The 24,438-nt window shown below is 74.5% G+C and carries 19 protein-coding genes; 8 read left to right on the top strand and 11 right to left on the bottom strand.

Annotation, left to right across the window (positions count from 1 at the left end; translation table 11 throughout):
• The first annotated feature begins 7 nt into the window (after positions 1–7).
• Together H291_RS0108480 and H291_RS0108485 are read left to right on the top strand one after the other, a co-directional pair.
• Positions 8–1,093: a carboxylate-amine ligase gene (locus H291_RS0108480; protein ID WP_020014559.1), complete on the top strand. Its 1,086-nt coding sequence runs from the start codon at positions 8–10 to the stop codon at positions 1,091–1,093.
• Positions 1,094–1,234: 141 nt separating this feature from the next.
• Positions 1,235–1,900 (top strand): GNAT family N-acetyltransferase, encoded by a 666-nt coding sequence (locus H291_RS0108485; RefSeq protein WP_020014560.1) that lies wholly within the window; start codon positions 1,235–1,237, stop codon positions 1,898–1,900.
• A gap of 51 nt (positions 1,901–1,951) precedes the next feature.
• Here the strand turns inward: H291_RS0108485 and H291_RS0108490 are convergent, their stop codons facing one another.
• Positions 1,952–2,581, bottom strand: coding sequence for a hypothetical protein (locus tag H291_RS0108490; RefSeq protein ID WP_157236778.1), 630 nt, complete (start codon positions 2,579–2,581; stop codon positions 1,952–1,954).
• Between the two features lie 67 nt (positions 2,582–2,648).
• Positions 2,649–3,293 (bottom strand): pyridoxamine 5'-phosphate oxidase family protein, encoded by a 645-nt coding sequence (locus H291_RS0108495; protein ID WP_020014562.1) that lies wholly within the window; start codon positions 3,291–3,293, stop codon positions 2,649–2,651.
• Between the two features lie 63 nt (positions 3,294–3,356).
• On the opposite strand from H291_RS0108495, the gene H291_RS29185 reads away from it, so the two are divergent.
• From H291_RS29185 to H291_RS33245, 5 genes are all read left to right on the top strand, one after another.
• Positions 3,357–5,570 (top strand): DEAD/DEAH box helicase, encoded by a 2,214-nt coding sequence (locus tag H291_RS29185; RefSeq protein WP_020014563.1) that lies wholly within the window; start codon positions 3,357–3,359, stop codon positions 5,568–5,570.
• 66 nt (positions 5,571–5,636) lie between these two features.
• Positions 5,637–8,165: a tetratricopeptide repeat protein gene (locus tag H291_RS29190; protein WP_020014564.1), complete on the top strand. Its 2,529-nt coding sequence runs from the start codon at positions 5,637–5,639 to the stop codon at positions 8,163–8,165.
• A 166-nt stretch (positions 8,166–8,331) separates the two neighbouring features.
• A complete protein-coding gene (locus tag H291_RS29195) occupies positions 8,332–9,069 on the top strand; it encodes a hypothetical protein (RefSeq protein ID WP_157236779.1) in 738 nt (245 codons plus the stop codon).
• Positions 9,070–9,098: 29 nt separating this feature from the next.
• Positions 9,099–9,845, top strand: coding sequence for a metallophosphoesterase family protein (locus H291_RS0108515; RefSeq protein WP_026365541.1), 747 nt, complete (start codon positions 9,099–9,101; stop codon positions 9,843–9,845).
• Between the two features lie 168 nt (positions 9,846–10,013).
• Positions 10,014–10,244 (top strand): excisionase family DNA-binding protein, encoded by a 231-nt coding sequence (locus tag H291_RS33245; RefSeq protein ID WP_198012431.1) that lies wholly within the window; start codon positions 10,014–10,016, stop codon positions 10,242–10,244.
• Positions 10,245–10,409: 165 nt separating this feature from the next.
• On the opposite strand, the gene H291_RS32385 is transcribed toward H291_RS33245, so the two are convergent.
• Positions 10,410–11,042 (bottom strand): metallophosphoesterase, encoded by a 633-nt coding sequence (locus H291_RS32385; RefSeq protein WP_020014568.1) that lies wholly within the window; start codon positions 11,040–11,042, stop codon positions 10,410–10,412.
• Positions 11,043–11,117: 75 nt separating this feature from the next.
• Positions 11,118–12,884: a hypothetical protein gene (locus H291_RS0108530; protein ID WP_157236781.1), complete on the bottom strand. Its 1,767-nt coding sequence runs from the start codon at positions 12,882–12,884 to the stop codon at positions 11,118–11,120.
• Between the two features lie 122 nt (positions 12,885–13,006).
• On the opposite strand from H291_RS0108530, the gene pdxR reads away from it, so the two are divergent.
• Positions 13,007–14,419: a MocR-like pyridoxine biosynthesis transcription factor PdxR gene (gene pdxR, locus H291_RS0108535; protein ID WP_020014570.1), complete on the top strand. Its 1,413-nt coding sequence runs from the start codon at positions 13,007–13,009 to the stop codon at positions 14,417–14,419.
• On the opposite strand, the gene H291_RS29210 is transcribed toward pdxR, so the two are convergent.
• From H291_RS29210 to H291_RS0108570, 7 genes are all read right to left on the bottom strand, one after another.
• Positions 14,364–15,662 (bottom strand): APC family permease, encoded by a 1,299-nt coding sequence (locus tag H291_RS29210; protein WP_020014571.1) that lies wholly within the window; start codon positions 15,660–15,662, stop codon positions 14,364–14,366. The two genes, pdxR and H291_RS29210, sit on opposite strands and share 56 nt — an antisense overlap.
• Positions 15,663–15,711: 49 nt before the next feature.
• Positions 15,712–17,499: a potassium channel family protein gene (locus tag H291_RS0108545; protein WP_020014572.1), complete on the bottom strand. Its 1,788-nt coding sequence runs from the start codon at positions 17,497–17,499 to the stop codon at positions 15,712–15,714.
• Between the two features lie 97 nt (positions 17,500–17,596).
• Positions 17,597–19,747, bottom strand: coding sequence for a 3-hydroxyacyl-CoA dehydrogenase NAD-binding domain-containing protein (locus tag H291_RS0108550; RefSeq protein ID WP_020014573.1), 2,151 nt, complete (start codon positions 19,745–19,747; stop codon positions 17,597–17,599).
• A 3-nt stretch (positions 19,748–19,750) separates the two neighbouring features.
• Positions 19,751–21,001 carry a thiolase family protein gene (locus H291_RS0108555; RefSeq protein ID WP_020014574.1) on the bottom strand — a complete coding sequence of 417 codons (1,251 nt, stop codon included), beginning with the start codon at positions 20,999–21,001 and terminating at the stop codon, positions 19,751–19,753.
• A 279-nt stretch (positions 21,002–21,280) separates the two neighbouring features.
• Positions 21,281–22,333, bottom strand: coding sequence for a lipid II:glycine glycyltransferase FemX (locus H291_RS0108560; protein ID WP_020014575.1), 1,053 nt, complete (start codon positions 22,331–22,333; stop codon positions 21,281–21,283).
• A 33-nt stretch (positions 22,334–22,366) separates the two neighbouring features.
• On the bottom strand, positions 22,367–23,632 hold the full coding sequence (locus H291_RS0108565; protein WP_033325824.1) for an HRDC domain-containing protein: 1,266 nt from the start codon (positions 23,630–23,632) through the stop codon (positions 22,367–22,369).
• The gene (locus tag H291_RS0108570; protein WP_020014577.1) at positions 23,629–24,297 is read right to left on the bottom strand and encodes a DUF3000 domain-containing protein; all 669 of its coding nucleotides are present in this window, start codon (positions 24,295–24,297) and stop codon (positions 23,629–23,631) included. The genes H291_RS0108565 and H291_RS0108570 overlap by 4 nt, the downstream gene beginning before the upstream one ends.
• Positions 24,298–24,438 lie beyond the last annotated feature (141 nt).

Raw genomic sequence — 24,438 nt, forward strand, 5'->3', positions numbered from 1 at the left:
CGACACGGTGACGACGAACAGGCGCACCGTCGGCGTCGAGGAAGAGCTCATGCTGGTCGGGGCCGACGGGGCGCCGATCGCGCGCGCCCAGGACGTGCTCGGCACCGCCGAGCCGGACGACGGCCCGCTGGAGCACGAGTTCATGGAGGAGCAGATCGAGACGGCCACGCCGCCGCGCTCGACGCTCGAGGACGTCGCCGCGGCGATCCGGGAGGGCCGGGCCGGCGCGCAGGCGGCGGCCGAGCGGCACGACGCGCGCATCGCGGCGCTGGGCACGTCGCCCTTGGCGTTCGCCGGGACGACGGTCGGCAAGCTCCGCTACCTGCAGGCGCGCGCCGAGTTCGGCCTGACGGCGCGCGAGCAGCTCACGAGCGGCTGCCACGTGCACGTCGCGGTGGCCGACGACGCCGAGGGCGTCGTCGTGCTCGACCGCATCGGCCCGTGGCTCGCGCCGCTGCTGGCGCTGTCGGCGAACTCGCCGTACTGGATGGGCGACGACTCCGGGTACGCGAGCTTCCGCTCGCAGGTCTGGTCGCGCTGGCCGACGGCGGGCCCGACGCGGGTGTTCGGGTCGCCCGAGGCGTACCACGCCGCCGTCGCGGGCCTGGTCGCGACCGGCACGATCCTCGACCAGGGGATGGTCTACTTCGACGCCCGGCTCTCCGCCAAGTACCCGACCGTGGAGATCCGGGTCGCGGACGTGTGCCTGTCCGCCGACACGGCGACGCTCCTGGCCGCGCTGGCCCGGGGACTCGTCGAGACGGCGGCGCGGGCGGGCGACCAGCCGCCGCCGGAGGTGCCCGTGGAGATCCTGCGCACCGCCCTGTGGCGGGCGGGCCGGTCCGGCCTGTCGGGCGCCCTCGTGGACCCGCGGACCTGGCGGCCGGCCCCGGCGCACGACGTCGTCGGCGCGCTCGTGGAGCACGTCCGCGACGCCCTGGTGGACCTCGGCGACCTCGACACCGTGACCGAGCTGCTCGGCGGGCTCTGGTCCCAGGGCAACGGCGCGATGCGCCAGCACGCCTGGGCGGCCCAGTCGGGCGGCAACCTCGGCGCGGTGGCGCTGCACGCGGCGGACGCGACCCTGGTGTGAGCCCGCCTGTCGCCGGCCGTCCCGGTGCGAAATGCAGCCCACCCGACACCCCTCGTCCGAGCATGAGCTGCTCCGGAGCTCGACACGCCGTCGGCCGATTTCAGGTTGCCCGGGCCCGGCGGCACCTGGAACGGTCGGGCGATGGATCTCGCCAGCGCCTTCCCGCCGTTCGGGCTCCGGGTCACGAGCGGTGACCTCGAGCTGCGCCTGCCCGACGACGCCGACCTCGTCCGCCTGGCCGACCTCGCCGTCGCGGGCATCCACCCGCCCGAGCGCAGCCCGTTCCTCGTCCCGTGGAACGTCGGCGAGCCGGACGAGGTGCGCCGCGGGCTCCTGCAGTACCACTGGGCGTCGCGCGGCCGGATCGCGGCCGAGGCCTGGGCGCTGGAGCTCGGCGTGTTCCTCGACGGCGAGCCGGTCGGCGTCCAGAGCGTGGGCGCCAAGGCGTTCGCCGCGACGCGCTCGGCCGGGACCGGCTCCTGGCTCGGCCTGGCGCACCACGGCAAGGGCCTCGGCAAGCGCATGCGGCTGCTGGCGCTGCACCTGCTGTTCGAGGGCTTCGGCGCCGCCGACGCCACGACCGAGGCCTTCGACGACAACCCGGAGTCCAACGGCGTGACGCGGTCGCTCGGGTACGCGCCGAACGGCGTCGCGCTCGTGGACCGCAAGGGCGGCCCGGCGACCGAGAACCGCTACCGGATGACCCGCGAGATGTGGGCGGCGCGCCCGGACCTGCACCGGCCCGACGTCACGCTGACCGGCGTCGCCCCGGTCCGGGCCATGCTCGGGATGGACGAGCCGGCGTGACCGCCGACCCCGCGTGACGTCCGCCCCGGCCCGGGGCCGCCCCGGACCGCCTCACCTCCGCGCGACCGCCCACCAGATGATCCCGGCGATCAGCATCGCGAGGCCCAGCCCGCCGACCAGGAGGCCGATCAGCAGGACGATCCCGCTGCCGCCGATGCCGGCCACGCTGCCCGCGTTGTACGGGCCGCTCACGGCGATGCTGACGTCGGCGGAGGCCACCTGTGGGTCGACGACGATCGCGTGCGTACCTTCCTCGTCGGGGACCAGCACCCCGACGGGGAACACCGACCAGCCGTTGACCTCCAGCGAGCCGGACTGGTCGGGCCGGCTCATGCGCTCCGGGCCGCTCGGCCCCTCGGCGCTCACCGCCGAGGCGGGCAGGCGGGCCGACGGGTCCTGCGAGACCTCGAGGACGAGGTAGCCGCCCCGCTCCCGGACGTCGAAGGGCAGCGGCGTGGTGGACGGCCCCAGCGCGAGCGCGTCGCTGCCGGCCGTCCCCTCGCGGGTGACGAGGTCCGTGGGGATCAGGTCGACGACACCCCGTGCCGCGCCCGCGACCCCGACGACGCCGAGAATCATGCCCAGGACCAGGACGGCGATCCCGCCGAACGTGAGCACCTTGGGGCCGGTCCTCCGCGGTCGTGGCGCGGGGTACGTCGGGCCCTCGGAAGGTGCGGACATGTTCGCATCGTCCCCCGGCGCCGGAGTGCTGCCAACCAGAGTCGCGAAGATCACCCGCCCCAGGGGCTCAGCCGTAGATCGTGTCGGCGTACCTCGGGCCGTAGTGCGCGTCGAGCGTCTCGAGGCTGTCGTCCGGGCGCTCCAGCGTGCGCGAGATGACGGCGCGGCGCGGCACCTCGTCCTGGCCCCAGGTCTCCGGGTCCCAGGTCTTCGAGCGCAGGAAGGCCTTGGAGCAGTGGTGGAACACCTCCTCGATGTCCACCTCCAGCGCGAGGACCGGCACGTTGCGGCGCACCTGGAGCTCGGCGAGGTAGGGCGCGTCGCGCACCAGGCGCGCCCGGCCGTTGACCCGCAGGGTGTCGCCGCGGCCGGGGATCACGAAGATCAGCCCCACGTGCGGGTTGGCCAGCACGTTGAGGAACCCGTCGGTGCGCCGGTTGCCGGGGCGCTCGGGGACGGCGATCGTGCGGTCGTCCAGCACCCGCACCAGGGACCCGGCCGGGTCGCCCTTGGGGGAGACGTCGAGGTTGCCCTCGGCGTCGGACGTCGCGACCAGGCACAGGGGCGAGGCCGCGAGCCACTGCCGGTCGAGCTCGTGCAGGGCGGGGCGCACCTTGTTCGCGGCCGTCTCCAGCGGCGGCGGGATGATCTCGCGGAGCTCCTCGACCGTCGTGACCGTCGTCCCGCCGAACTTGCTCTGCTCGTTCGTCATGCGCTCAACATAGCCCTGGCATAAATGGGGCATGTCAGACCATCCGGGTACGCTCGCAGCGCCATGACCGAGCAGACGACCCTCCCCAGCCCAGCCGACACCCCGGCCGCCGCCCCCGCCGGCCCGCCCCGGCCCTGGAAGGCCCGCGCGGCCCGCCGCGTCCTGGAGCAGGCCGAGGCGCTGCTCGACGACGCCCGGCTGCTCACCACCGCGGACCTCGGTCTGCGCGAGCGTGTCCGCGACGCGTACACGGCCACGCGTGAGGTGCGGGTCCACGCCGACCTGCGCGCCGTGTCCGTCACGGCGCTGGAGGAGCGGCGCAAGAAGCTGCGCGTCGCGGTCCTGGAGAAGGCCGGGTACAAGCACGTCGCCCAGGTGCTGGTGGCGGGGACCGACCGGCTGGTCGAGGCCGGCATCGGCGCGGGCACCGCGAAGCTCGCCACGTCGGCCGCCCGCGAGCTCGCCGACGAGGTCGACGCCGAGCTGCGGTTCCGCATCGACGTCGACCCCGACGACCCCTACGCGACCGTGCTGGTCCAGTCCCTGTACGCGTTCGGGCTGGCCACCGACGCCCGGCACCGGCACCTCGACGAGGCCCGTCGCGTGGCCGACGTCGTCCCCGGGAACCTCGAGCCCGCCCAGCTCGCCACGAGCCTCTGGCGGCGGCTGGTCGCGCCCGCCGACAAGAAGGCCGCCGCCCTCACCGCGGTCTCGGTGCTCGACGCCCAGGTGCGCGCCGCCCGGCTGACGGACGACGCACGGGCGGTGCGCGCCGCCGTCGGGCAGCCGCCGGAGGGCGGTGAGGTGTGGGCCGACTTCGAGGCGCGCTCCGCCGAGTACTACGGGCTGCTCTCCCAGGTCGTCGACCTGGGCGACGACCACGAGGCCGCCGAGGGCGGCCTGCCCGCCGACGTCGTGCGGCGGGTCGAGGCGCAGCCCCTGGACCGGTCCCTGCTGCGTGCCAACCTGCGCGGCTACCAGCAGTTCGGCGCGAGGTACGCGCTGGTGCAGCGGCGCACGATCCTCGGCGACGAGATGGGGCTCGGCAAGACCATGCAGTCCATCGCCGTGGCCGCCCACCTCGTGGCCACCGGCGGCACGCACGTGCTGGTGGTGTGCCCCGCGAGCGTGGTGACCAACTGGAAGCGCGAGGTGGAGCAGCACTCCGACCTGGCCGCCGTGGTGCTGCACGGCACCGACCGGGAGCAGGCGGCGGCGCGCTGGGTGACCGAGGGCGGCGTCGCCGTCACGACGTTCGAGGTGCTCGGTCGGCTCGACCTGCCCTACGACCTGCGGCCCGCCCTCATGGTCGTGGACGAGGCGCACTACGTGAAGAACCCCGAGACGCTCCGCGGCCGCGAGGTGCGGCGCTGGGCCGACCGGTCCGACCGCGTCCTGTTCCTGTCCGGCACCCCGATGGAGAACAAGGTCGCCGAGTTCAAGAACATGGTGGCCTACCTCCAGCCCGAGGTGGCCGGCCAGCTCGACCCCAACGCCGGCCTGTCCGGCGCCAAGGCGTTCCGCCGGATCGTCGCGCCCGCCTACCTGCGCCGCAACCAGGAGGACGTGCTCACCGAGCTGCCCGAGATGGTGCAGGTCGAGGAGTGGGAGCAGTTCGGCCCCGTCGACGGCGCCGCCTACCGCGACGCGGTCCTCGCCGGGAACTTCATGAAGATGCGGCGCGCGGCGTTCGCGGTGTCCGACGCCGGCGACTCCGCCAAGCTGGTCCGCCTGCGCGAGCTCGTCACGGAGGCCGTCGACGCCGGCCGCCGCGTCATCGTCTTCTCGTACTTCCTCTCGGTCCTGGAGCAGGTGATGGACCTGCTCGGCGACCTCGCCGTGGGGCCGCTGACCGGCTCGGTCCCGGTGCCCGAGCGGCAGACCATGGTGGACGCCCTGTCCGCGCCCGGCGGGCCGTCCGTGCTGGTCAGCCAGATCACCGCCGGGGGAGTGGGCCTCAACGTCCAGGCCGCGAGCGTCGTCATCTTCTGCGAGCCGCAGGTCAAGCCCACCATCGAGGCCCAGGCCGTCGCCCGCGCCCACCGCATGGGCCAGACCCGCACCGTCCAGGTGCACCGGCTCCTGGTCGAGCAGTCCGTGGACCAGCGGATGATGGAGATCCTCGGGTCCAAGTCGGCGCTGTTCGAGGAGTTCGCCCGCCAGTCCGAGATCACCGACGCGTCGCCGTCGGCCGTGGACGTCGCCGCCCCGACCGAGGCCACGCTGTCGCGCACCATCCTCGCGGAGGAGCAGGAGCGGCTGAGCCGCACACCATGACCTGACCCTTCGCCGCCCATTTCGGTGTGATATCCGCATCAAGGAGGATTCGGGTTCACTGACGGAGTGTCCACGTTGTCGTCAAGGCCCCGGGCGGGGGTCGCGCACACGACGTCGCCGGGGCGGCTCCTCGCGCCGGAACGACGCATCGTCCCGTTCGTCGGCCGCACCGCCGAGCACGCGTCGCTCGCCGTGTGGTGCACCAGCCCGGACCCCGTCGGGATCCGCCTGGTCACCGGCCCGGGCGGCGTCGGCAAGACCCGCCTCGCCCGCGAGTTCGCGCACCACATGGCCCGCGCCGGCTGGACCTGCCTGAACGTGCCCGACGGCGCGGAGCACCTGGCCCTGGCGCTGGTCCCCGACGGCGCCCCCGCCCTCCTCCTGGTCGACGACGCCGGCACCCGCGGCCCGGCGCTCGCGGACCTCCTGGCCGCCGCCGCACGGGGCCGCAACGGCGCGCTGCGCGTGCTGCTGGTCGAGCGGTCCGCCGGCCCGTGGTTCGACCGGCTCGGGACGCTCGACCCGGTGCTCCGGGAGCTGCTCGAGGACGGCCGCGCCCCCGCGGCCCTGCCGGACGCCGTCCTGCCCGGGCAGGTCGACGCGCGGGTCGTGGCCGCGTTCGCCGAGCCGTACGCGCGGGCCCTGGGCGTGGCCGTGCCGCAGGTCTCGGTCGCCTCGGTCCCGGGCGGCGCGCGGATGCTCGACCTGCACGCGGCGGCGCTGTGCGCCGTCCTGCGCGCCCAGGAGCAGGGTCCGCGAGGCGTGCTGCCCGTCGACGTGTCCGACACGCTCGACGAGCTCCTGGAGCACGAGCGCTGGACCTGGTTCCGCTCCGCGGAGGGGGCCGGGCTGCTCGGCGACGCGGGCCTCGGCCCGGCGGCCCTGGACGGGCTGGTCGCCGCCGCGACGCTCACCGGCGTGCGCACGCCGGACGCGGCCGAGCGCCTGGTGCGCCGCGTCGCCGCCGTCCTGCCGGGCGTGCGGGCAGGCGCGGAGGACGCCGTCGGCCGCTGGCTGCTGGACCTGGACCCGCACCGGGCGCTGCCCGGCGCCCTGGTGGACCCGCACCTCCTGGGGGAGCTCACGGACGTGCCCGAGCTGCTGGGGGCGGCACTGCGCGGGGCGGGCGCGCCGTCCCTGCGCAGGGCCGCGCTGCGCGCCGCCGGCATGGTCGCCGACCGGCTCGACGGGCGCACCGGCGACCTGGACGCCGCGCTCGACGGCCTCGGCGCCGCGCTCGCGATCCTGCCCGACGACGCGGACACCCTGCGCACCGTCGCGGGCGTGCTCCCGCGCCCGTCGCTCACGCTGGGCGAGCTGCGGGCCGAGGTCACGCTGCGCGCCCTGGCCGCCACCTGCCGCGACGACGCCGCGCGGTACGCCGAGGCGCTGGGCGAGGCCGGGACCGCGCTCGGGGAGGCGGGCCGGGCCGCCGACGCCGAGCCCTACGAGCGGGAGGCGGTCGCCCTGCTGCGCGGCGCGGCCGAGGTGGACCCCGACAGGCTCCGGCCGCGCCTGGCGGGCCTGCTCGCGAACCTCGGCACCACGTGCGCGGCCCAGGGTCGTCCGGCCGAGGCGCTGCGCCACGCCGAGGAGGCCACGGCGCTGGTGCGGCTGTCCGCCGCGGACCACCCCGGCACCGCCCGGTTCGACCTGACCGTGGCGCGGCACACCCGCGCGGCGCTCCTCACCGACCTGGGGCAGCCGTCGTCCGCGCTCGAACCGGCCCGGGAGGCCGAGGCCCTGTGGCGCGAGCTCGCCCGCCGCCGTCCCGACCAGTGCGCCCCGTACCTGGCCCGGTCCCTGACGGACGTGGCACGCGTGCTGCTGGAGCTGGGCTTCGGCGCGGAGGCGCTGGCCCCGGCCCAGGAGGCGCTGGACCTCCAGCGCCGGCTGACCGCGGCCGACCCCGACCGGCACCTGCCCGGCCTCGCCGACACGCTCCAGGCCGTGGGCGACGTGCTGCGCGACCAGGGCCGGGCCGAGGAAGCCCTGGCCCACCTCGAGCAGGCCGTCGCGCTGCGCCGCCGGACCGCCCTGGAGAACCCGGGCCGGTACCTCACCGACCTCGCCCGGTCGCTGCGGGCGTTCGGCACGGGGCTGTCCGACGTCGGCCGGTGGGAGGAAGGTCGGTCGCTCCAGCAGGAGGCCGTCGAGGTGCTGCGCCGGCTCGCCGCCGAGGACCCGGCCCGGCACGTGCCCGAGCTCGCCGAGGCGCTGTCGGCCCTGGGCGTGACCCACTCCCGGCTGCACCGGTCGCAGGAGGCGCTGGACGCCGAGCACGAGGCGGCCCTGGTCTGGCGGGACCTCGTCGACGCCGACCCGCAGCGGTACCGGCCCCGGCTGGCCCAGTCGCTGAGCAACCTGGGCGCGATCTTCACCGTGCTCAAGCTCGGCGACGAGGCGGTCGAACTCGTGCGCGAGGCCGTGGCCCTGTTGCGCGAGCTCCTGGCCGAGAACGCCGCGCGGTACCGGCCGCGGCTCGCGGAGGCGCTGCGCACGCTGGCGCTCACGCTCCACGACCAGGAGCGGTTCGACGAGGCCCGGCGGGCGCGGGCGGAGGCGCAGGAGCTCGGGGGGCTGGTGGCGGCGTAGGCGCGGGTGTCCTGTACCCCCGCGTTCCTGACCAGTAGGCTTTGCTGGTTGTTGGACCGATGAGGACTGCTGCTGTACCGAGCGACCGAGGCGGGGCCCGGGGGTGGCGGAAGTGGACCGACGGACCCGGACCGACCGCTGGGGGTGGACACGCAGCGGTCTGATCGTGATCACCCTCGGGGTCGCCTCGAACCTCGCGCTGACCTTCGTGCCGGACGTCGTCCCGGACCGGGCCGCCGAGATCGTCGTGTACTGCATGACGGCGGTGGTGATCGTCGTCGCCCCGCTCTGGGTATACCGCGAGCTGGTCGAGTCGTCGCGCCGGCTGGAGGAGGAGCGACGGCGGATGCGGGGCATCGAGGCCGCCGGGAGCGACTTCGGCCGGGAGGCCGACACCTATGCCGTGTGGGGCGCTGCGGAGCAGAGCGTGCTCTGCTTCGGGGTCGGGCTGACCGGCGTGTCGAAGGACGTCGAACGCATAGCAGAGGCCGCGGGCCGCGGGGTGCAGGTCGACCTCGTCATGGTCGACCCCCGGTGGCTGCGCGAGCGGTCCGCGCTGTCCGGCGTGATGGACGACTTCTACGACGAGGTGGAGTTCGTCGCGCGGGTCGAACGGGCGCACGAGGCACTCATCGCCCTGTCCGAGCGGCTCGCGGCCGAGGGCGCGGCGGGGCTGGTCCGCGTGCACACCTACCGGTCCTGGCCGCAGCACAGCGCGACGATCGCCGATCCCTGGGCCGAGGAGCCGAAGGGCTACGTCGAGTTCCATGTCTTCCGGCGGCGTCGGGACTGGGTCCGGATCGTCGCGTCCGGGTTCGACGGACCACGGATCGACCGGCCCGTCGTGGCGAACATCCTGCACGAGATCGACCGTCTCGTCGGATATCACCTGGCCCCTGCCTGAGCGTTCCCGGCTGTGGGACGATCCAGGGCGTGTCCCTCGAACGAATTGCCCTGATCAGCGACGTCCACGGCAACCTGACGGCCCTCGACGCCGTGCTCCATGACATCGCGTCACGAGGAATTGACCAGATCATCAATCTCGGGGACTTCGTCGGTAAAGGGCCGCAGGGAAGTGCCGTCGTCGACCGTTGTAATGACGCGTGCGACGTCAATATCCGCGGCAACTGGGACGACTTCCTCCCGACGCTCGGCGACGACGCGTCCCCCGGGATGGTCTGGTGGCGCGACGAGCTGCGGCCCGACCAGCACGAGTGGCTGCGCACCCTCCCGCTGAGCCACGACCTGCTCCTGAGCGGGCGGCGCATCCGGCTGTTCCACGCCTCCGCGACGAGCCCGCACGTGCGCGTGCGGGCCCGGCACACCGCCGAGGAGTTCGACGGCATGTTCTGGAACACGCCGATGACCGGTGACGGCGCGCCGCCGTCGATGGTGGGCTACGGCGACATCCACGAGTCGTTCCTCGAGGTGGACCGGGGGCGCACGCTGTTCAACGTGGGGAGCGTCGGCAACCCCCTGGACGAGCCCGTTCCCGGGTACGTGATCCTCGAGGGCGTCGTCGGCGAACCGGGCCCGGCGCCGTTCGGCCTGCAGTTCGTGCGTGTGCCGTACGACGCCGAGGCCGAGATCGCCGTGGCCGCCCGACTCGGCATGCCGGAGCTCGAGCCGTACGCCACGGAGCTGCGGACCGCGGTGTACCGGGGGCTCCAGACGCCGTGACCAGCGGCGCAGCGAAGGGCGTGCGAATCAATGCGAGGAATATCCCCGCCGCGGGCGTGAGTAATTGCCCGGCGCATCAGTCTCGCGGAGAAAAGAATCATCGACGGATATCGAAACTCGCACCGATTCGACTGGACTCTGGGCACCGGAACGCGCAAGACTGGCCGTGTGAACGAAATCACATTGGAAGCCGAAGCCAGCAATCAGCACAAGGACCTCACGACGCTTGAGGCCGCCCGTCTGCTGGGTGTGTCCAAGCTGCACGTCATCGACCTGCTCGAGGCCGGTGAGATCGACTATCACATGGTCGGGTCGGACCTGATGTTCAGCGCCACTGAGATCGAGTCCTACAAGTTCGACCGTGAGCACCGCGACTCGGAGTCGCTCGTATCGGCATGACCCCCGCGCGGCGGCAGACGCCCTGGCGTTTCCGCTGACGCAGTGCGTGCGGCCCGCGAACCTGCGGCGCCACGCACCCTGACGCCTGAGCGCACGTTCATCACCGCGAACGTGCGCTCTTGTCATGTCCGGACCGGGCCGGCCCGGCCTCACGCCAGCCCGGCCTCACGCCCAGCCCAGCGGCTCCAGGTCGCGCGGGCCGTCGGCGATGAGCCCTGCGATCGTCGCGGCGGACACGGGCCGGCCGCCCCAGGCGTCGACACCGACGTTGATCTGCCGCCCCCGCTGCCGCCAGGTGTCGTGCACGTGGCCGTGCACCACCCAGCCGCCCCGGTCCGCGAGCCGGTACTCGACGAACCGGTCCGCGCCGTGCGAGTCGCCCTCGTAGGGGAAGTGGGACAGCTCGACGGTCGCGTTGCCCACCGCGACCGGCTCGGGCCGGTCGTGGATCTCGGCGAAGCCCGCGGCCAGGTAGCGCTCGTGCTCCTTGGCCCGACGCCGCTCGCGGGCGTCCGGCTCGCCCTTGCGCAGCGCGCGGTCGCCCTCCCAGCAGCGGTCGTGGTTGCCCGGCACGAGGATCTTGCGCCCGGCCAGCCGCCCGATGTTGGCGAGGGAGTCCGCCAGGGAGCCGAGGGCGACGTCGCCCAGCACCCACACGGTGTCGTCCTCGGTGACGGTCTCGTTCCAGAGCCGCACGAGGGCGGCGTCCATGTCCCCGACGCCGGCGAAGGGGCGGTCGCAGAACCGGATGATGTTCAGGTGTCCGAAGTGCAGGTCGGACGTGTAGTACGTAGTCATGTCAGGACGTATTCAACCGGGCCCGGGCCGCCGAGGGAACCGAATTGGGCGGCCCGGGTCCGGCTGGTCCTGCCGTCAGTACCGGTACGACCAGGTGCAGAACCCGCCGTCGGCGGTGTAGGACACCTTGTCGACGCCCTTGCCCTCCCAGCCGAGCACCGTCTTGTCGCGGCGGGTCGCCGTCAGGTAGTCGCCGGCCGGGATGGTGATCGTTGTGCTGGGGAGAGTCAGCGAGTAGCCGCTGCACACGGGCTGCTCGCCCTCCGGGTAGTACTCGCAGTCGTCGCACGCGTCGATCTCGACGACGCCGGTGGCCGGCCCCGTGTAGACCATCTGGAAGGGGTCGGGGCTGTAGTTGTAGACGGTCAGCGTGACCGTGCCGTCGGGCTCGTCCCGGGCGGGGAGCCGGACGCCGGCCTCCGGGTCCACCAGGGCTATCCCCGCCGCGATCCGCACGCGCTCCGCGTAGTCGGCCTCCTTGGCCCGCGGGTACGACTCCACCAGACCGGTCAGGGCCTGCACCACCGTCGCGTACCGCTTGCGCTCGAACTCCTGCAGCCCGCACCTCAGGAGCTCGGCGGGCACCTGCTCGCGCGCCTCGTCGGACAGGGCGCTGACCTCACCGGACTCGAACTTCGCGAGGAAGCCCGCTGACGCCGCCGCGGCCCTGGTGTCGGTGCAGCCGTTCTTGCCGCTCAGGTCCTTCAGCACGCCGTCGCGCCACTCCGCGAGGTTTCCGGGCACCGCCAGGGCCGAGTCGCTGGCCGGGTGGTCCGCCAGGAGCTCGGAGAGGTAGGTCCGGGACATGTCGAAGTTGCCGGCCTCGGCGGACCGGAGTCCGCAGTCGTGCAGGGCTCTCGGGATCTCGCTCTGCGCGACCTCGTGCAGCGGCCCGGGCGTGCCGGGCTCGGCGAAGTGCCGGACGACGACCAGCCCCGTGCACGGGTCGTCGGTCTTGGCCTGCGCGTACAGGTCGTCGATGAGGCCCGGCACCCGGTCGGCGGCGCGCGTCGCGGGGTGGTCCGCCGCCACTCCCAGGTAGGTCGCGTACGCGGCGTCGTACGTCTCCCTGAACGGGCCGAACACCGTGCCCGTCGACTCCAGGCTCGCCTCGGCGCGGTCCAGGTCGGAGGCCAGGTGGGTCTCCAGCACCTCGTGCTGCGCCACTGCGTACCCCGTGCCCAGCAGGGGCACGATCGCGAGCGTCGCCCACGCGACCCGGCCGGCGGCGTCCGGCGACCAGGTCGTGCGGCGCCGGTCCGTGGACCCGGCCGGGCGGCGGGCGCGGCTCCGGGCGAGCAGCGCGGCGTCGAGGGCGAACAGCCCGAGCGCGCCCACGTACCCCACGGCCCACCAGACGGCGATCGGCTCGCGCCCGATCGGCAGCGCGACCCAGGCCAGGCCCGCGGTCGCGGCCAGGGCGACCGCCAGGCGGAGCCACGCCCGCAGGTGCAGGTAGCCCAGCCCGAGGCCGCTCAGGTTGAGCAGGGCGGCCGTGCGCGGGCGGGTGCCGGGGTCCGCGGGCGCGCCGGGCACCTCGTCCGCGCCGGGCACCTCGTCCCTCACGCCGGGGTACGACGGCGCCGTGGGGGCCGGCTCGGACGTAGCCTCAGCCGTCGCCTCGGACCCGTTCGGTGACCCCGCCCGCGCCCTCCCCGTGGCCCCTGCCCCCGTGGCCGCCGCCCGCGCCGTCGCCGCCCATGCCGCCGCCCGTGCCGCTGCCTCTGACCTGGGCTCGGACCTCGGCTCGGAGCCGGTCTCGTCCGTCGTGCCGGGGCCCTTGGACGTCGCGCCGGACGGCTCCTCCGTCGGGGCCGCGTCCGGTGCGGTATCGGTGCTCATGTGCCGGGATGCTAGATCGGCGGCGAGGGCGAAAAGCCCGAAAATCGTTGGTCGACCGGGTGATTTATCCGTTGAGTCCGAACTGTGACGAGCGGGCCCGTCCGATGCGTCATGATCGGCGGATGGACCTCGCCGTCGAGCTCAGCAGCCGCACCGGACGCACCGACGCGATCTACCGCGCCCTGCACTCGGCGCTGACCACGGGCCGTGTCCCGGCGGGGGAGCGGCTCCCCTCGACCCGCGACCTCGCGCGCGACCTCGGTGTCTCGCGGGCCAGCGTCGCCACGGCGTACGAGCGGCTCGTCGCGGAGGGGTTCCTGGAGACCCGCACCGGCGCCGGCACCTTCGCCACCGCGGCGGCGAGCGACACGGCGCCCGCGCGCCGCCGGAACCCTGGCGTCCTGCGGCCCCGGGCCGGCTGGCGCTGGCAGGTGCGGCCCGCGAGCGGCGACCGGCCGGCCCCGGCCCACGACTTCCGGGTGGGCATCCCCGACGCGACCCTCTTCCCGTTCGACACCTGGCGGCGGCTGCTGGCGGCCGAGTCGCGCGCGGGCGGCCCCGCCGCGGGCTCGTACGGCGGCCCGGCGGGCCTGCCCCGGTTCCGCGCCGCGGTGGCCCGGTACGCGACCGGCTCGCGCGGCGTCCGCGCGGGGGCCGACGACGTCGTGGCCACCACCGGCGCGCAGCAGGCCCTCGACCTCGTGGCCCGCGTGCTGCTCGAACCGGGCGACGTCGTCGCCGTGGAGGACCCGGGCTACCCCGAGGCGCGCGAGCTCTTCGCGCTGCACGGGGCCGAGGTGGTGCCCGTGCCGGTCGACGCCGACGGCCTGGTCGTGGACCAGATCCCGGCGCGCGCCCGGCTGGTCTACACCACGCCGTCGCACCAGTTCCCGCTCGGGATGCCGCTGTCGCTGGCCCGGCGCCGGGCCCTCCTGGCGCACGCGGCCCGGCACGGCGCCGCGGTCGTCGAGGACGACTACGACAGCGAGTTCCGCCGCGTGAACCGGCCGCTGGAGCCGCTGCAGGCCCTGGACCGCGACGGCCGCGTGGTCTACGTGGGCACGTTCTCCAAGTCGCTGCTGCCGGGCCTGCGCGTGGGGTACCTGGTGGCGCCGCCGTCGCTGCGCGACGCGCTGCTCGCCGCCCGGCAGCTCACCGACGGGCACGGGGCCGTGCACGTGCAGGGGGCGCTGGCACGCCTGATCGACGACGGCCTGCTGGCCCGGCACGTCCGCAAGGCGTCCGCCGTCTACGCCGAGCGGCACGAGATCCTGCTCGACGCCCTGGCCGGGCTGCCCCTCGAGGTGGTCCCGTCGGCCGCCGGCCTGCACGTGGCGGCCTACCTCGCGGACGGCGTCCCGGTGGGTTCGCAGGCCGTCGTCGCCCGGGCCCGGCGCGGGTCGGTCGGCCTGGAGTCGCTGGCCGCCTTCGCGACCGGGCCCCACCGTGACGGGCTGGTGCTCGGCGTCGGGGCCGCGGTCACGAGCTCGATCCGGCCAGGGATCCAGACGCTGGGGCGGCTGCTGGAGCCGTGACGGGCGCCGCCGTCCGCGCCCGGCGTCGCCGCCACGCGGTCCAGGCGAGCCCGCCCAGCGCGGCGAGCACGGGCCCGGTCATGTGCGCGCCCGTCATCACGAGCAGGCCGAGCGCCGCCGCGAGCGACACCGCCGCGCACCACCAGGACGCGCGCCAGCGGGGCAGGAGCCGCAGCGCCGCGGCGGCGCCCACCACGTAGAGCAGCGAGAACGTGGCCGTCGCCATGAGCAGGATCGCGTCGGTGGACAGGTGCAGCAGGGCGAGCGTCGCCGTCGTGCCGAGCGCCACCACCGTGATCAGCACCAGGGAGCGGCGCGGCGTGCGGCCCGGCGCGGCGGCCAGCCAGGACGGGAGCGCGCCGTCACGGGCCAGGGCGGTGCCCATCCGGCTGCCGCCCGCGAAGTACACGTTGATGGCCCCGACCGTCAGGAGCACGGCCACCACCGTGGTCACGGGCCGGGCCTGCTCGCCGAACCCGAGCACCAGCAGGTCCGACAGCGGCGCGGGCCCCGGCGTCGGCCCCAGCACGGCGACCGTCGCGAAGGCGACGCCGAGGTACAGCACGCCGACGGCGGCCACCGCGATCGCGGTGGCCCGCGGGATGTCGCGGGCCGGGTTCCGGTACTCGGCCGACAGCGAGCCCAGGATCTCCCACCCGGCGAACGCCCAGACCAGCAGCGCGGCGGCCGAGCCCACCGCGCCCCAGCCGTGCGGGGCGAACGGCGTCAGGTTGCCGGGCTGCGCGTGCGGCAGCGCCACCACGACGGCGACCGCGAGCAGCAGCGCGACCGTGCCCGCGATGACGAGCTGGGCGGTGCCCGAGACCCGCAGGTCGAACCAGTTCATGACGGCGCAGACCGCGATGATGGCCACGGTCGTGGTCAGGGCGGTCCCGACGCCGCCGCCGGTCGCGTCGGCCACGTAGGCACCCGCGAAGCCCGCCGCGGCGGGCGCCCCCACTGGGATCGTCGCGTAGAACGCCCAGCCGACCATCGTCGAGGCCCGCTCGCCGAACGCGAGCCGGGCGTACGTGGCCACGCCGCCGCCGTCGGGGTGCCGGGCACCCAGGGCGGCGAACGTCGTGGCGAGCGGGACGGAGAGGAGCACGAGGGCTCCCCAGGCGACGAGCGAGGCGGGGCCCGCGACGCCGGCGGCCAGCGCCGGGAGCGAGATGACACCGGTACCGAGCATGGCGCCGAGGGTGAGCGCCGCGCCCTGGGGGACGCTGAGACCGTTCTTCATGACCTCGAACCTAGGGTCGCGGTGGACCGGCGAACGGGCCGATCCGGGGTCAGTCGTTCAGGCCGATCGGCGCCCGGGCCAGGGCCGCCGGGGTCACCGGCGGCGCCGCCGCCAGCTCGCGCAGGTGCAGCAGCCCCGTCGTGGTCGCGATGGCGAAGACGCGGTCGCCCGGGTTCAGCGGGCGGCCCTGCGACGGCTCGAACATGCGCCCGCCCCCGCCGCTCGAGTGGGTCACCGTGTCGAACGCCAGCAGGCGGCTGCGCGCCGCGCCGGGCCGGTCGAAGCTGACGTCGCTGCTGTGCGCGCCGTCCAGCTCGCTGCCGCGCTCGACCCGGATCTCGGCGAGCACGAGCACGCGGTCCCGGTACGGGATGGTGGCCTTGACCTCCTGGCCGATCATCGCGGCGGCGAAGGACGGCGCGGCGAGGAACGACGAGCTGAGACCCACCGAGTCCGGGATCTCGCGCCGGATGCGCCGCGCCAGGTCCCGGTCGAACACCCGCAGCACCGTGCGCAGGCTCGGCGGCGCGTCCTTGGCCCGGGGGACCGAGCGGGCCGCGAAGCTGATCCCGATGGTCGTGGCGCCGCCGCTCGTGACCACCACGATCGCCTGCGCCGCCCCGACGTAGGCGCTGCGCAGGGTCGTGGCCCGCCGGGCGTCGCCGATCACCACGGGCACGTCGCGGGCGCGCGCCACCGCGATCCCGCGAGCGGACTCGTCGATGTCGACCGCGACGACCGGGACGCCGCGCCGGTCCAGGGACCGCACGATCCGGGTGCCGAGGTCGCCCATGCCCACGACCACCACGTGGTCGGACATCGCGTGCAGCGGCGAGCCGGTGTCGAGCAGCCGCTGGGTGCGCACCACGCCGTCGACCACCACACCGGTGACCCAGGGGATCACGGCGACGCTCACGACCGTCAGCGCCACCTGGGTGACCTTGACGACCGGGTGCGCGTCGTGGTCGGGGTCGCTGCCCGCCAGGGACGGCAGCACCGCCTCGTACAGCGCCCCGAAGAACGAGGCGCCGGTGGCCAGCTCGATGGTCACCGCCCCGACGAGCACCACCACCAGCAGCACGGCCGCGGCCAGCAGCAGGTTCCAGCCCGACGTGATCGCCAGGGTGCGCAGGTAGTCGCCGAACCGGCGGCGCCGGTGCGGGTCCACCTCGTCCTCGTCGGGCTCCAGCTCGGCCCTGACCTCCGGCAGGACGTCGTCCGGGCCGGCGTCCGCCAGGAGCACCTTGGGCGTCAGCGCCCCCAGCTCGCCCTCGGTCGGCAGCGCCACCACGCCGTCGTCGCCGTCGGACGCGAACAGGACCATGCGGGTGGGCAGGGCCTCCTCCTCGTCCGACACCGTGACCAGGCGGCGGTGCCGCACCGGCAGGCGGACCTGGCGCCGCAGCGCGGCGCCCACGATCTCGGGGGCGGAGAACGCCGAGGACGACAGGACGGTGCAGCGGTCGTGCTCCAGGTGCCGGCCGAGCGACTCGTCGAAGATGCGGACCACGACGCGCAGCCCGGGCCACCGCTCGCGCAGCAGGAGCGCGAGGGCGACGTTCCCGCCGTCGTCCTGGTCCACGAGCGCGGCCGCCGCGGCCCGCTCGATGCCCGCCGCCTTCAGGGCCTCCTCGTCGACCCGCGCCGCCTCCTGCACGTCCACGTGCTTCAGCTCCAGCGCCACGATGTCCTCGGCGTACCGCGAGGTGCGGTCGGGCATCAGCACCGTGACCGACCCGCGGAACCGGCTCGCGAGGGCCCGGGTGAGGCGAAAGGCGAGGGGGCCGTCGCCGACGACGACGTAGTGCGCTCGCGTGCCCGAGCTGGCATCCGTCATGTGCGCGAGCGTAGCGGGACCCTCCGACAGTCGGCACGCAAGGTGCGCGCCGCCGCCGGAGGGTCCCGGTGCTGCTCAGGCTCTGCCTGTCTGCTGCCTAGGCGGCGGGCACGTTCGCCACGCCGTCCGGCAGGAACCGCCGGCCCAGGACCTTCTCGCTGTAGCCGGTGCGGTCCAGGTACGGCGTGATGCCGCCCGTGTGGAAGCCCCAGCCGGCACCGAGGATCATCGCGAGGTCGATCTGCTGCGGCGAGGGCACGACGCCCTCCTCCAGCATGAGGCCGATCTCGGTGGTCAGGGTGGTCAGCACCGCGTCGAGCACGCCGTCGCCGTCGAGCACGACCTGGCCGTGACGGCCGGTCTCGCCCGCGACGAGCGCGTCGCCGAACACGGCCTGGATGGCCGGGTCGACGGGCTTGGGCAGGCCCTTGGCGGGCGCGTCGAGCACTACGCGGGTGCCGTCGGCCACGAGCTTCTGCAGGCCGGGGGAGGCGGGGATGCGCTCGCCCAGGTCCTCGCGCAGCGAGGTGAGCACGTGCAGGCCGACGGCCGGGCCCACCAGGTCGAGCAGCTCGAACGTCGGCATCGGGAAGCCGAGCGGCGCGAGCGCGCGGTCGGCGACGGCGACCGGGGTGCCGTTCTCGATGGCGTCCATGACCTTGCCCATCACCAGCAGCAGCAGCCGGTTGACCACGAAGCCCGGGCGGTCGCCCGCCAGGACCGCGGTCTTGCGGAGCTTCTTGGTGACGGCGAACGCCGTGGCCAGCGCCTCGTCGGAGGTGTGCTCGGCGTTGATCACCTCGACCAGCGGCATCTGGGCCACCGGGTTGAAGAAGTGGATGCCGACCACGCGCTCGGGGTGGGCCAGGTCGGCCGCCATCTCGGTGACGGACAGCGCCGAGGTGTTGGTGGCCAGGATCGCCTCGGGCGAGATGATGCCCTCCAGCTCGGCGAACACCTTCTTCTTGAGCCCCATGACCTCGGTGACGGCCTCGATGACGAAGTCGCACGACGCGAACTCGCCGATGTCCGTGGTGCCGGTCACCGACGCGACGATGCGGGTCGCGGCCTCGGGCGTCAGGCGCCCGCGGCCGGCCAGCTTCTCCGCCGTCTCGCGGACGAAGGCCAGGCCCTTGTCCACGCGCTCCTGGTCCAGGTCGCGCATGACGACGGGCACGCCGAGCCGCTGCGCGAACAGGAACGCCATCTGCGCGGCCATCAGGCCCGCGCCCACGACTCCGACGCGAGTGATCGGCCGCGCGAGCTTCGGGTCCGGCGCGCCCGCGGGCTTCTTGCCGGCGCCCACGAGGTTGAACGCGTAGATGCTGGCGCGCATCTCGTCGGACATGATGAGGTCCGCGAGAGCCTCGTCCTCGGCCGCGAACGCGTCCGTCTTGGCGGCGTCGCGGGCGCCCGCGATCAGCTCCAGCGCGCGGCCCGGGGCGGGGCGCGAGGTGCCGACCACGGCGTCGAGCTGGGCCTTGGCGGCGCCGATCACGGCGTCCCACACGGGCTGCGGGTCGAGCTCGCGGCGGGGCACCTCGATCTCGCCGGTGACGACCTTGGCGGCCCAGATGATGGACTGCTCCAGGAAGTCGGCGGCCTCGAACAGCTCGTCCACCAGGCCGATCTTGAGGGCCTCGGCGGGCTTGTACGGCTTGTTCGCCGCCGGGCGGGTCAGGATGACCTCGATCGCCTTCTCCACGCCGACCAGGCGCGGCACGAGGTAGGCGCCGCCCCAGCCGGGGACCAGGCCGATGCCGGTCTCGGGCAGGCCGAGCGCGGCGGCGTCGGACGCCACGGTGCGGTAGTCGCAGTTCAGCGCGACCTCGAGGCCGCCGCCGAGCGCCAGGCCGTTCACGAACGCGAAGGTCGGCACCCCGGTGGTGGCGCGCAGGTCGCCCAGGATCGTGTACGCGGCGTGGCCCATGCGGCCCAGCTCGACGGCCTCGTCATGGCCGCTCAGCGTGGTCACGCCCTTGAGGTCGGCGCCAGCCGCGAGGAAGTACGGCTTGCCCGTCACGCCGACGGCGGCGATCTCGCCGGCCTCGGCGCGGCCGCGCACGGCCTCCAGCGCGGCCCGGAGCTCGGCCATGCCGCCCGGCCCGAGCGTGTTCGGCTTGGTGTGGTCCAGGCCGTTGTCGAGCGTGACCAGGGCGAGCACGCCGGCGCCGCCGGGGAGCTGGACGTCGCGCACCAGCGCGTGGGTGACGCGCTCGGTGAAGGTGGTCGAAGAGTTCTCGGTCACGGGTCAGTTCTCCTCGTCCGTGTGGCCGGAGTAGTCGGCGTGGTGCGGGTTCTCCCAGATGACGCTGCCGCCCTGGCCCAGGCCCACGCACATGGCGGTGAGCCCGTAGCGGACCTCGGGGTGCTGCTCGAACTGGCGCGCGAGCTGCGTCATCAGGCGCACGCCCGAGCTGGCCAGCGGGTGCCCCATGGCGATGGCGCCGCCGTACGGGTTGACGCGCGGGTCGTCGTCGGCGATGCCGTAGTGGTCCAGGAACGAGAGCACCTGCACGGCGAAGGCCTCGTTCAGCTCGAACAGGCCGATGTCGTCGATGGTCAGGCCCGCGGCCTTGAGCGCCTTCTCCGTGGAGGGCACCGGGCCGTAGCCCATGATCTCCGGCGGCACGCCGGCGTACCCGTAGGAGACGAGCCGCATCTTCGCGGGCAGGCCCAGCTCGGCCGCGACGTCGCCCGAGGCGAGGATCGCGGCGGTGGCGCCGTCGGTCAGCGGGGACGACGTCGCCGGGGTGACCCGGCCGCCGGGGCGGAACGGCGTCTTGAGGCCCTGGATGGACTCGAAGGTGGTCTCCGGGCGGGGCAGCTCGTCGGTGGTGGCCAGACCCCAGCCCAGCTCCGCCGAGCGGACGGCGACCGGCACCAGGTCCGGGTCGATGTTCCCGTTGGCCAGCGCCTTGGCGTACTTGGCCTGCGACTCGACGGCGAACCGGTCGGCGCGCTCCTTGGTGAGCTGCGGGAACTTGTCGTGCAGGTTCTCGGCCGTGACGCCCATGTTGAGCGACTGCGGGTCCACGAGCTTCTCGGCCACGAACCGGGGGTTGACGTCGGCGTCGAAGCCCATCGGGTGGCGGCCCATGTGCTCCACGCCGCCCGCGATCACGACGTCGGCGGCGCCCATGGCGATGCCCGCGGCCGTGGTGGTGGTCGCCGTCATGGCGCCGGCGCACATGCGGTCGATGGCGTAGCCCGGCACGGACTGGGGGAGGCCGGCGAGCATACCGACGGTGCGGCCGAGCGTGAGCCCCTGGTCGCCCTGCTGCGTCGTGGCGGCGATCGCCACCTCGTCGATCCGCTCCGGGGGGAGCTCGGGGTGCCGCCGCAGCAGCTCGCGCACCACCTTCACGATCAGGTCGTCAGCACGCGTCTGCGCGTACATGCCGTCGGGCTTGGCCTTGCCGAAGGGCGTGCGGGCGCCGTCGACGAAGACGACGTCGCGGACGGCGCGGCGGGCGCGCGGTGTTTCCGGGGCTGCGGTCATCAGCAGGACTCCTGGGTTTTTCGGGACGGCGGCGTCCGGTGTGCGACGCCGCTGGATCGAGATACACGCTACCGCGAGTACCGGTAAAAAGCACGCACGACCTGAGACCGAGTCCCGGGCAATCGTGAAACGCGGTATCGAAACACAGAAGTGCGCTTCTACCCAGTCATCGGGCCCGGAATCACGCTGATTTCGGGCCGAATGGCGGGGTAGAAGCGCACCTTGGTGTCGCCAGGCTGGCCGGAGCGCGGTCACGCGCCCCTGCGGGGTGGGTGCGGGTCAGTTGCCGCGGAGCTTGCGCACCACCTTCTTGGCCGTCGGCAGCGCGCTGTTCCAGGTCGTGTACCAGCGCGAGAACGAGACGTCGATCGAGCCCACGAGCTCGTCGGTGTGCTTCGCGAAGCTCTTCTTGAAGTCGCTGATGCCGTCGTTGAGCAGGCCGTTCATGTCGTACCGCACCAGGCCCTGCTCACGGGCGATCTCGATGGTGCGCCAGTACGTCGGCGCGGTGGCGGTCGCCTTGCGGCCGGCGTCGTTGCCACCGCCGTACAGCAGGAACGACGTGCTGGCCGAGTTCACGCACCACGCGAAGCACGCCGGGACGTCGTCGAGGTAGGTGGCCACCAGCACCGACTTGTCGCCGAGCTGCCGGTTGATGTCCAGGTAGTACTCGTCGGAGTGGATGGCGAAGCCGGCGCGCTGGGCGGTCTCCTTGTAGACGTCGAGCACGCGCAGCACCTCCGCGTCCTCCGTGACCCGGCGGATGTCCAGGCCCGCGCGGCCGCCCTTGCGGATCTCGTAGCGCGTCGACTTGCGCATGTCCGCCATCAGCTCGTCCGCGGGCCGGGTGAGGTCCAGGATGAGCGTGCTCGGGATGAGGATCTGGTTGGGCGCGTAGCGCCGGCCGTTGAGGTCGAGCTGGGTGCCCGCGGGCCAGTCCGGCTCGATGGTGATGCCGACCCCGCCCACGTTCTCGCGCGCCCACTCCACGACCGTGTTGGTCACGGCGTTGCGGGTCGCGGTGTCGCCCACGCCGAACACGGCCTGCGCGGTCTCGCCGTCGTGGTGCGCGACGACGGGGCCGCGCGGCACGTAGGACAGGGCCCGGAACTGGGCGGGCAGCGGCCGCACCAGGAGCTGCGCCAGGCCCACGGTGGAGCCGTCCTCGGTGACGCGCAGGCGGTGCGCGCGCCAGTTCCCGGCCGCCTTGACCTCGCCCCAGCCCCACAGCTGGAGGGGGTGGCCGCCGAGGGCGAGCACCTCCCGGTCCCAGGTCGAAGGATCGGTGACGACGTCGACGGCGAGCGTGATTGGCTCCGACAGGGCTGGCATGGGGACGACTCTACTGGGGTCGGCGTGCGCCTTTCACACCGGTTCCTGTGCAGCTTGCGCGAACGCCCGCTCCAGGGGCTGCGCCAGCAGGTCCGTCTGCCACTCGCGCGCGCTCCGGCCCCGCAGGAACTCGGCGATCCCGGCGGCGTCGGCGGTCGTGGGTGGCGTCCAGCACAGGCGGCGCAGCGCGTCGGGCTGCAGCAGGTTCTCCACGGGGATGTTCAGCTCCGCCGACAGCGCCGTGACGAGCTCGCGCGCCGCGGTGAGGCGTCGGGCGGCGACGGCGTCGCGGTCGCCCCAGGTGCGCGGCGGGGGCGGGCCGTCGGACCGGGGGCCTCGCACGGTCGGCAGCTCGGCGTCCGGCAGGGCGCGCGCCTCGTCGATCGCCTTCTGCCAGTACGCGGCGCGGCGCTTGGTGCCCTTGCCCGCGAACTCGGGCAGCGCCACGAGCTGGCCGGCGGTCTTGGGCATGGCCTTGGCGGCCGCGACGATCGCGCGGTCGGGCAGCACCCGGCCCGGCGAGATGTCGCGCGCCTGCGCGCTCGCGTCCCGCGCGACCCACAGGGCCCGCACGGCGGCGACCTGGCGCGGGTTGCGCAGCACGTGCATGCCCGACGTACGGCGCCACGGGTCCACCCGGGGCGCCGGCGGGGCGGCGGTGCGCACCGCCTCGAACTCCTGGGCGGCCCACTCGGACTTGCCGGCGGCCTGCAGCCGCTCGGCGAGGCGGTCGCGCAGCTCGACGAGCACCTCGACGTCGAGCGCGGCGTACCGCAGCCAGTCCTCGGGCAGCGGGCGGGTGGACCAGTCCACGGCCGAGTGCTCCTTGGCCAGGCCGAGGCCGAGCACCTCGGCGACGACGGCGGCCAGGCCCACGCGCTCCATGCCGAGCAGCCGCGCCGCGAGCTCGGTGTCGAAGACGCGCGCCGGGTGCAGGCCGTGCGCGGCGAGCCCGGGCAGGTCCTGCGAGGCGGCGTGCAGCACGAACTCGGCGTCGCCCACGGCGGCGCCGAGCGCCGACATGTCCGGCACGCCGACCGGGTCGATCAGTGCCGTGCCCGCACCCTCGCGTCGCACCTGCACCAGGTAGGTCGCCTGGCCGTACCGGTACCCCGAGGCCCGCTCGGCGTCGGCGGCCACGGGCCCCGAGCCCGCGGCGAACGCCTCGACGACCCGTGCGAAGGCCCCTGGTGTCGCCACGACGTCGGGCAGCCCGTCAGCGGGCTCGGTCAGTGGGGTGACGGGTGCCGGCACGGGCGGTGATGTCTCCGTAGGGACTCCTCGCTCCGTGGTGGTCATGGGCCTACCGTATGGCGTTGCCTGGATCGGTCGGTAAAACGCCTGGTGAGAGCCGCGACGCCCTCGGGCAGCGGAGGCACCCCGGCGGCCGTCGTCAGCAGCGCCGCCCACGCCCGCAGGTGCGTGCCGAGCCGCGTGCCGACCGGCGTCCAGGACGCCCGGATCTCCAGGTCCACCGCGCCCGGCGTGCCCTCCAGGGCGCCGTAGCTCTGCGACAGCACGCGGGTCACGGTGCCGCCGTCGGCCAGGGTGTCGGTGCCCGGGGTGAGGCCCGCGGTCTCCAGGCACTCGCCCACCCAGGACCAGGCGACGTCGGCCAGCAGGGGGTCGGCGGCCATCTCGGGCTCCAGCGTGGCGCGCACCAGCGTCACCACCCGGAACGTGCCGTGCCACGCCTCCTGGCCCGCCGGGTCGTACAGGACGACGAACCGCCCGGTGGCCAGCGGGTCGACGTCGTGGTCGTGCTCGTCGGGCGCGTCCGCGCTCCGCGGGCCGGGCGGGGCGCCGGGCAGCACGTCCCCCGACAGGGCCACGCTGAACGGCGCGACCCGGCGGGGCGCGGGGATCTCCGTGAGGCGCACCTCGGCGCGCAGGGCCGCGCTCCGCAGGTCGGCGAGGGCTGCTGCGAAGTCGACGGGTACGCCGGTGGGCGGGCCGCTTGTCACCCGTTCACCGTACGTCGGCCACGGGGCCGGCAGGCGGAGGCGCGCGGTCGTCTCCGCATCGTGATCTGCGCGGTGGCGAAGTGAGCCAGGGCACTAGGCTGGCAGCGGGTCGCGGCGCGCGCTCGGCGCACGCCGCTCCGT

Source organism: Promicromonospora sukumoe 327MFSha3.1, assembly GCF_000385135.1.
Classification (GTDB): domain Bacteria; phylum Actinomycetota; class Actinomycetes; order Actinomycetales; family Cellulomonadaceae; genus Promicromonospora; species Promicromonospora sukumoe_B.

What these genes read in the sequence shown, in the direction of transcription:
- pdxR (WP_020014570.1), top strand. Translation starts at nt 13,007, where the DNA reads ATGGACCTCGCCGTCGAGCTCAGCAGCCGCACCGGACGCACCGACGCG.
- H291_RS0108530 (WP_157236781.1), bottom strand. Translation starts at nt 12,884, where the DNA reads ATGAGCACCGATACCGCACCGGACGCGGCCCCGACGGAGGAGCCGTCC.
- H291_RS0108565 (WP_033325824.1), bottom strand. Translation starts at nt 23,632, where the DNA reads ATGACCACCACGGAGCGAGGAGTCCCTACGGAGACATCACCGCCCGTG.
- H291_RS0108555 (WP_020014574.1), bottom strand. Translation starts at nt 21,001, where the DNA reads ATGACCGCAGCCCCGGAAACACCGCGCGCCCGCCGCGCCGTCCGCGAC.
- H291_RS0108485 (WP_020014560.1), top strand. Translation starts at nt 1,235, where the DNA reads ATGGATCTCGCCAGCGCCTTCCCGCCGTTCGGGCTCCGGGTCACGAGC.
- H291_RS0108560 (WP_020014575.1), bottom strand. Translation starts at nt 22,333, where the DNA reads ATGCCAGCCCTGTCGGAGCCAATCACGCTCGCCGTCGACGTCGTCACC.
- H291_RS29185 (WP_020014563.1), top strand. Translation starts at nt 3,357, where the DNA reads ATGACCGAGCAGACGACCCTCCCCAGCCCAGCCGACACCCCGGCCGCC.
- H291_RS0108545 (WP_020014572.1), bottom strand. Translation starts at nt 17,499, where the DNA reads ATGACGGATGCCAGCTCGGGCACGCGAGCGCACTACGTCGTCGTCGGC.
- H291_RS32385 (WP_020014568.1), bottom strand. Translation starts at nt 11,042, where the DNA reads ATGACTACGTACTACACGTCCGACCTGCACTTCGGACACCTGAACATC.
- H291_RS0108495 (WP_020014562.1), bottom strand. Translation starts at nt 3,293, where the DNA reads ATGACGAACGAGCAGAGCAAGTTCGGCGGGACGACGGTCACGACGGTC.
- H291_RS0108490 (WP_157236778.1), bottom strand. Translation starts at nt 2,581, where the DNA reads ATGTCCGCACCTTCCGAGGGCCCGACGTACCCCGCGCCACGACCGCGG.
- H291_RS29210 (WP_020014571.1), bottom strand. Translation starts at nt 15,662, where the DNA reads ATGAAGAACGGTCTCAGCGTCCCCCAGGGCGCGGCGCTCACCCTCGGC.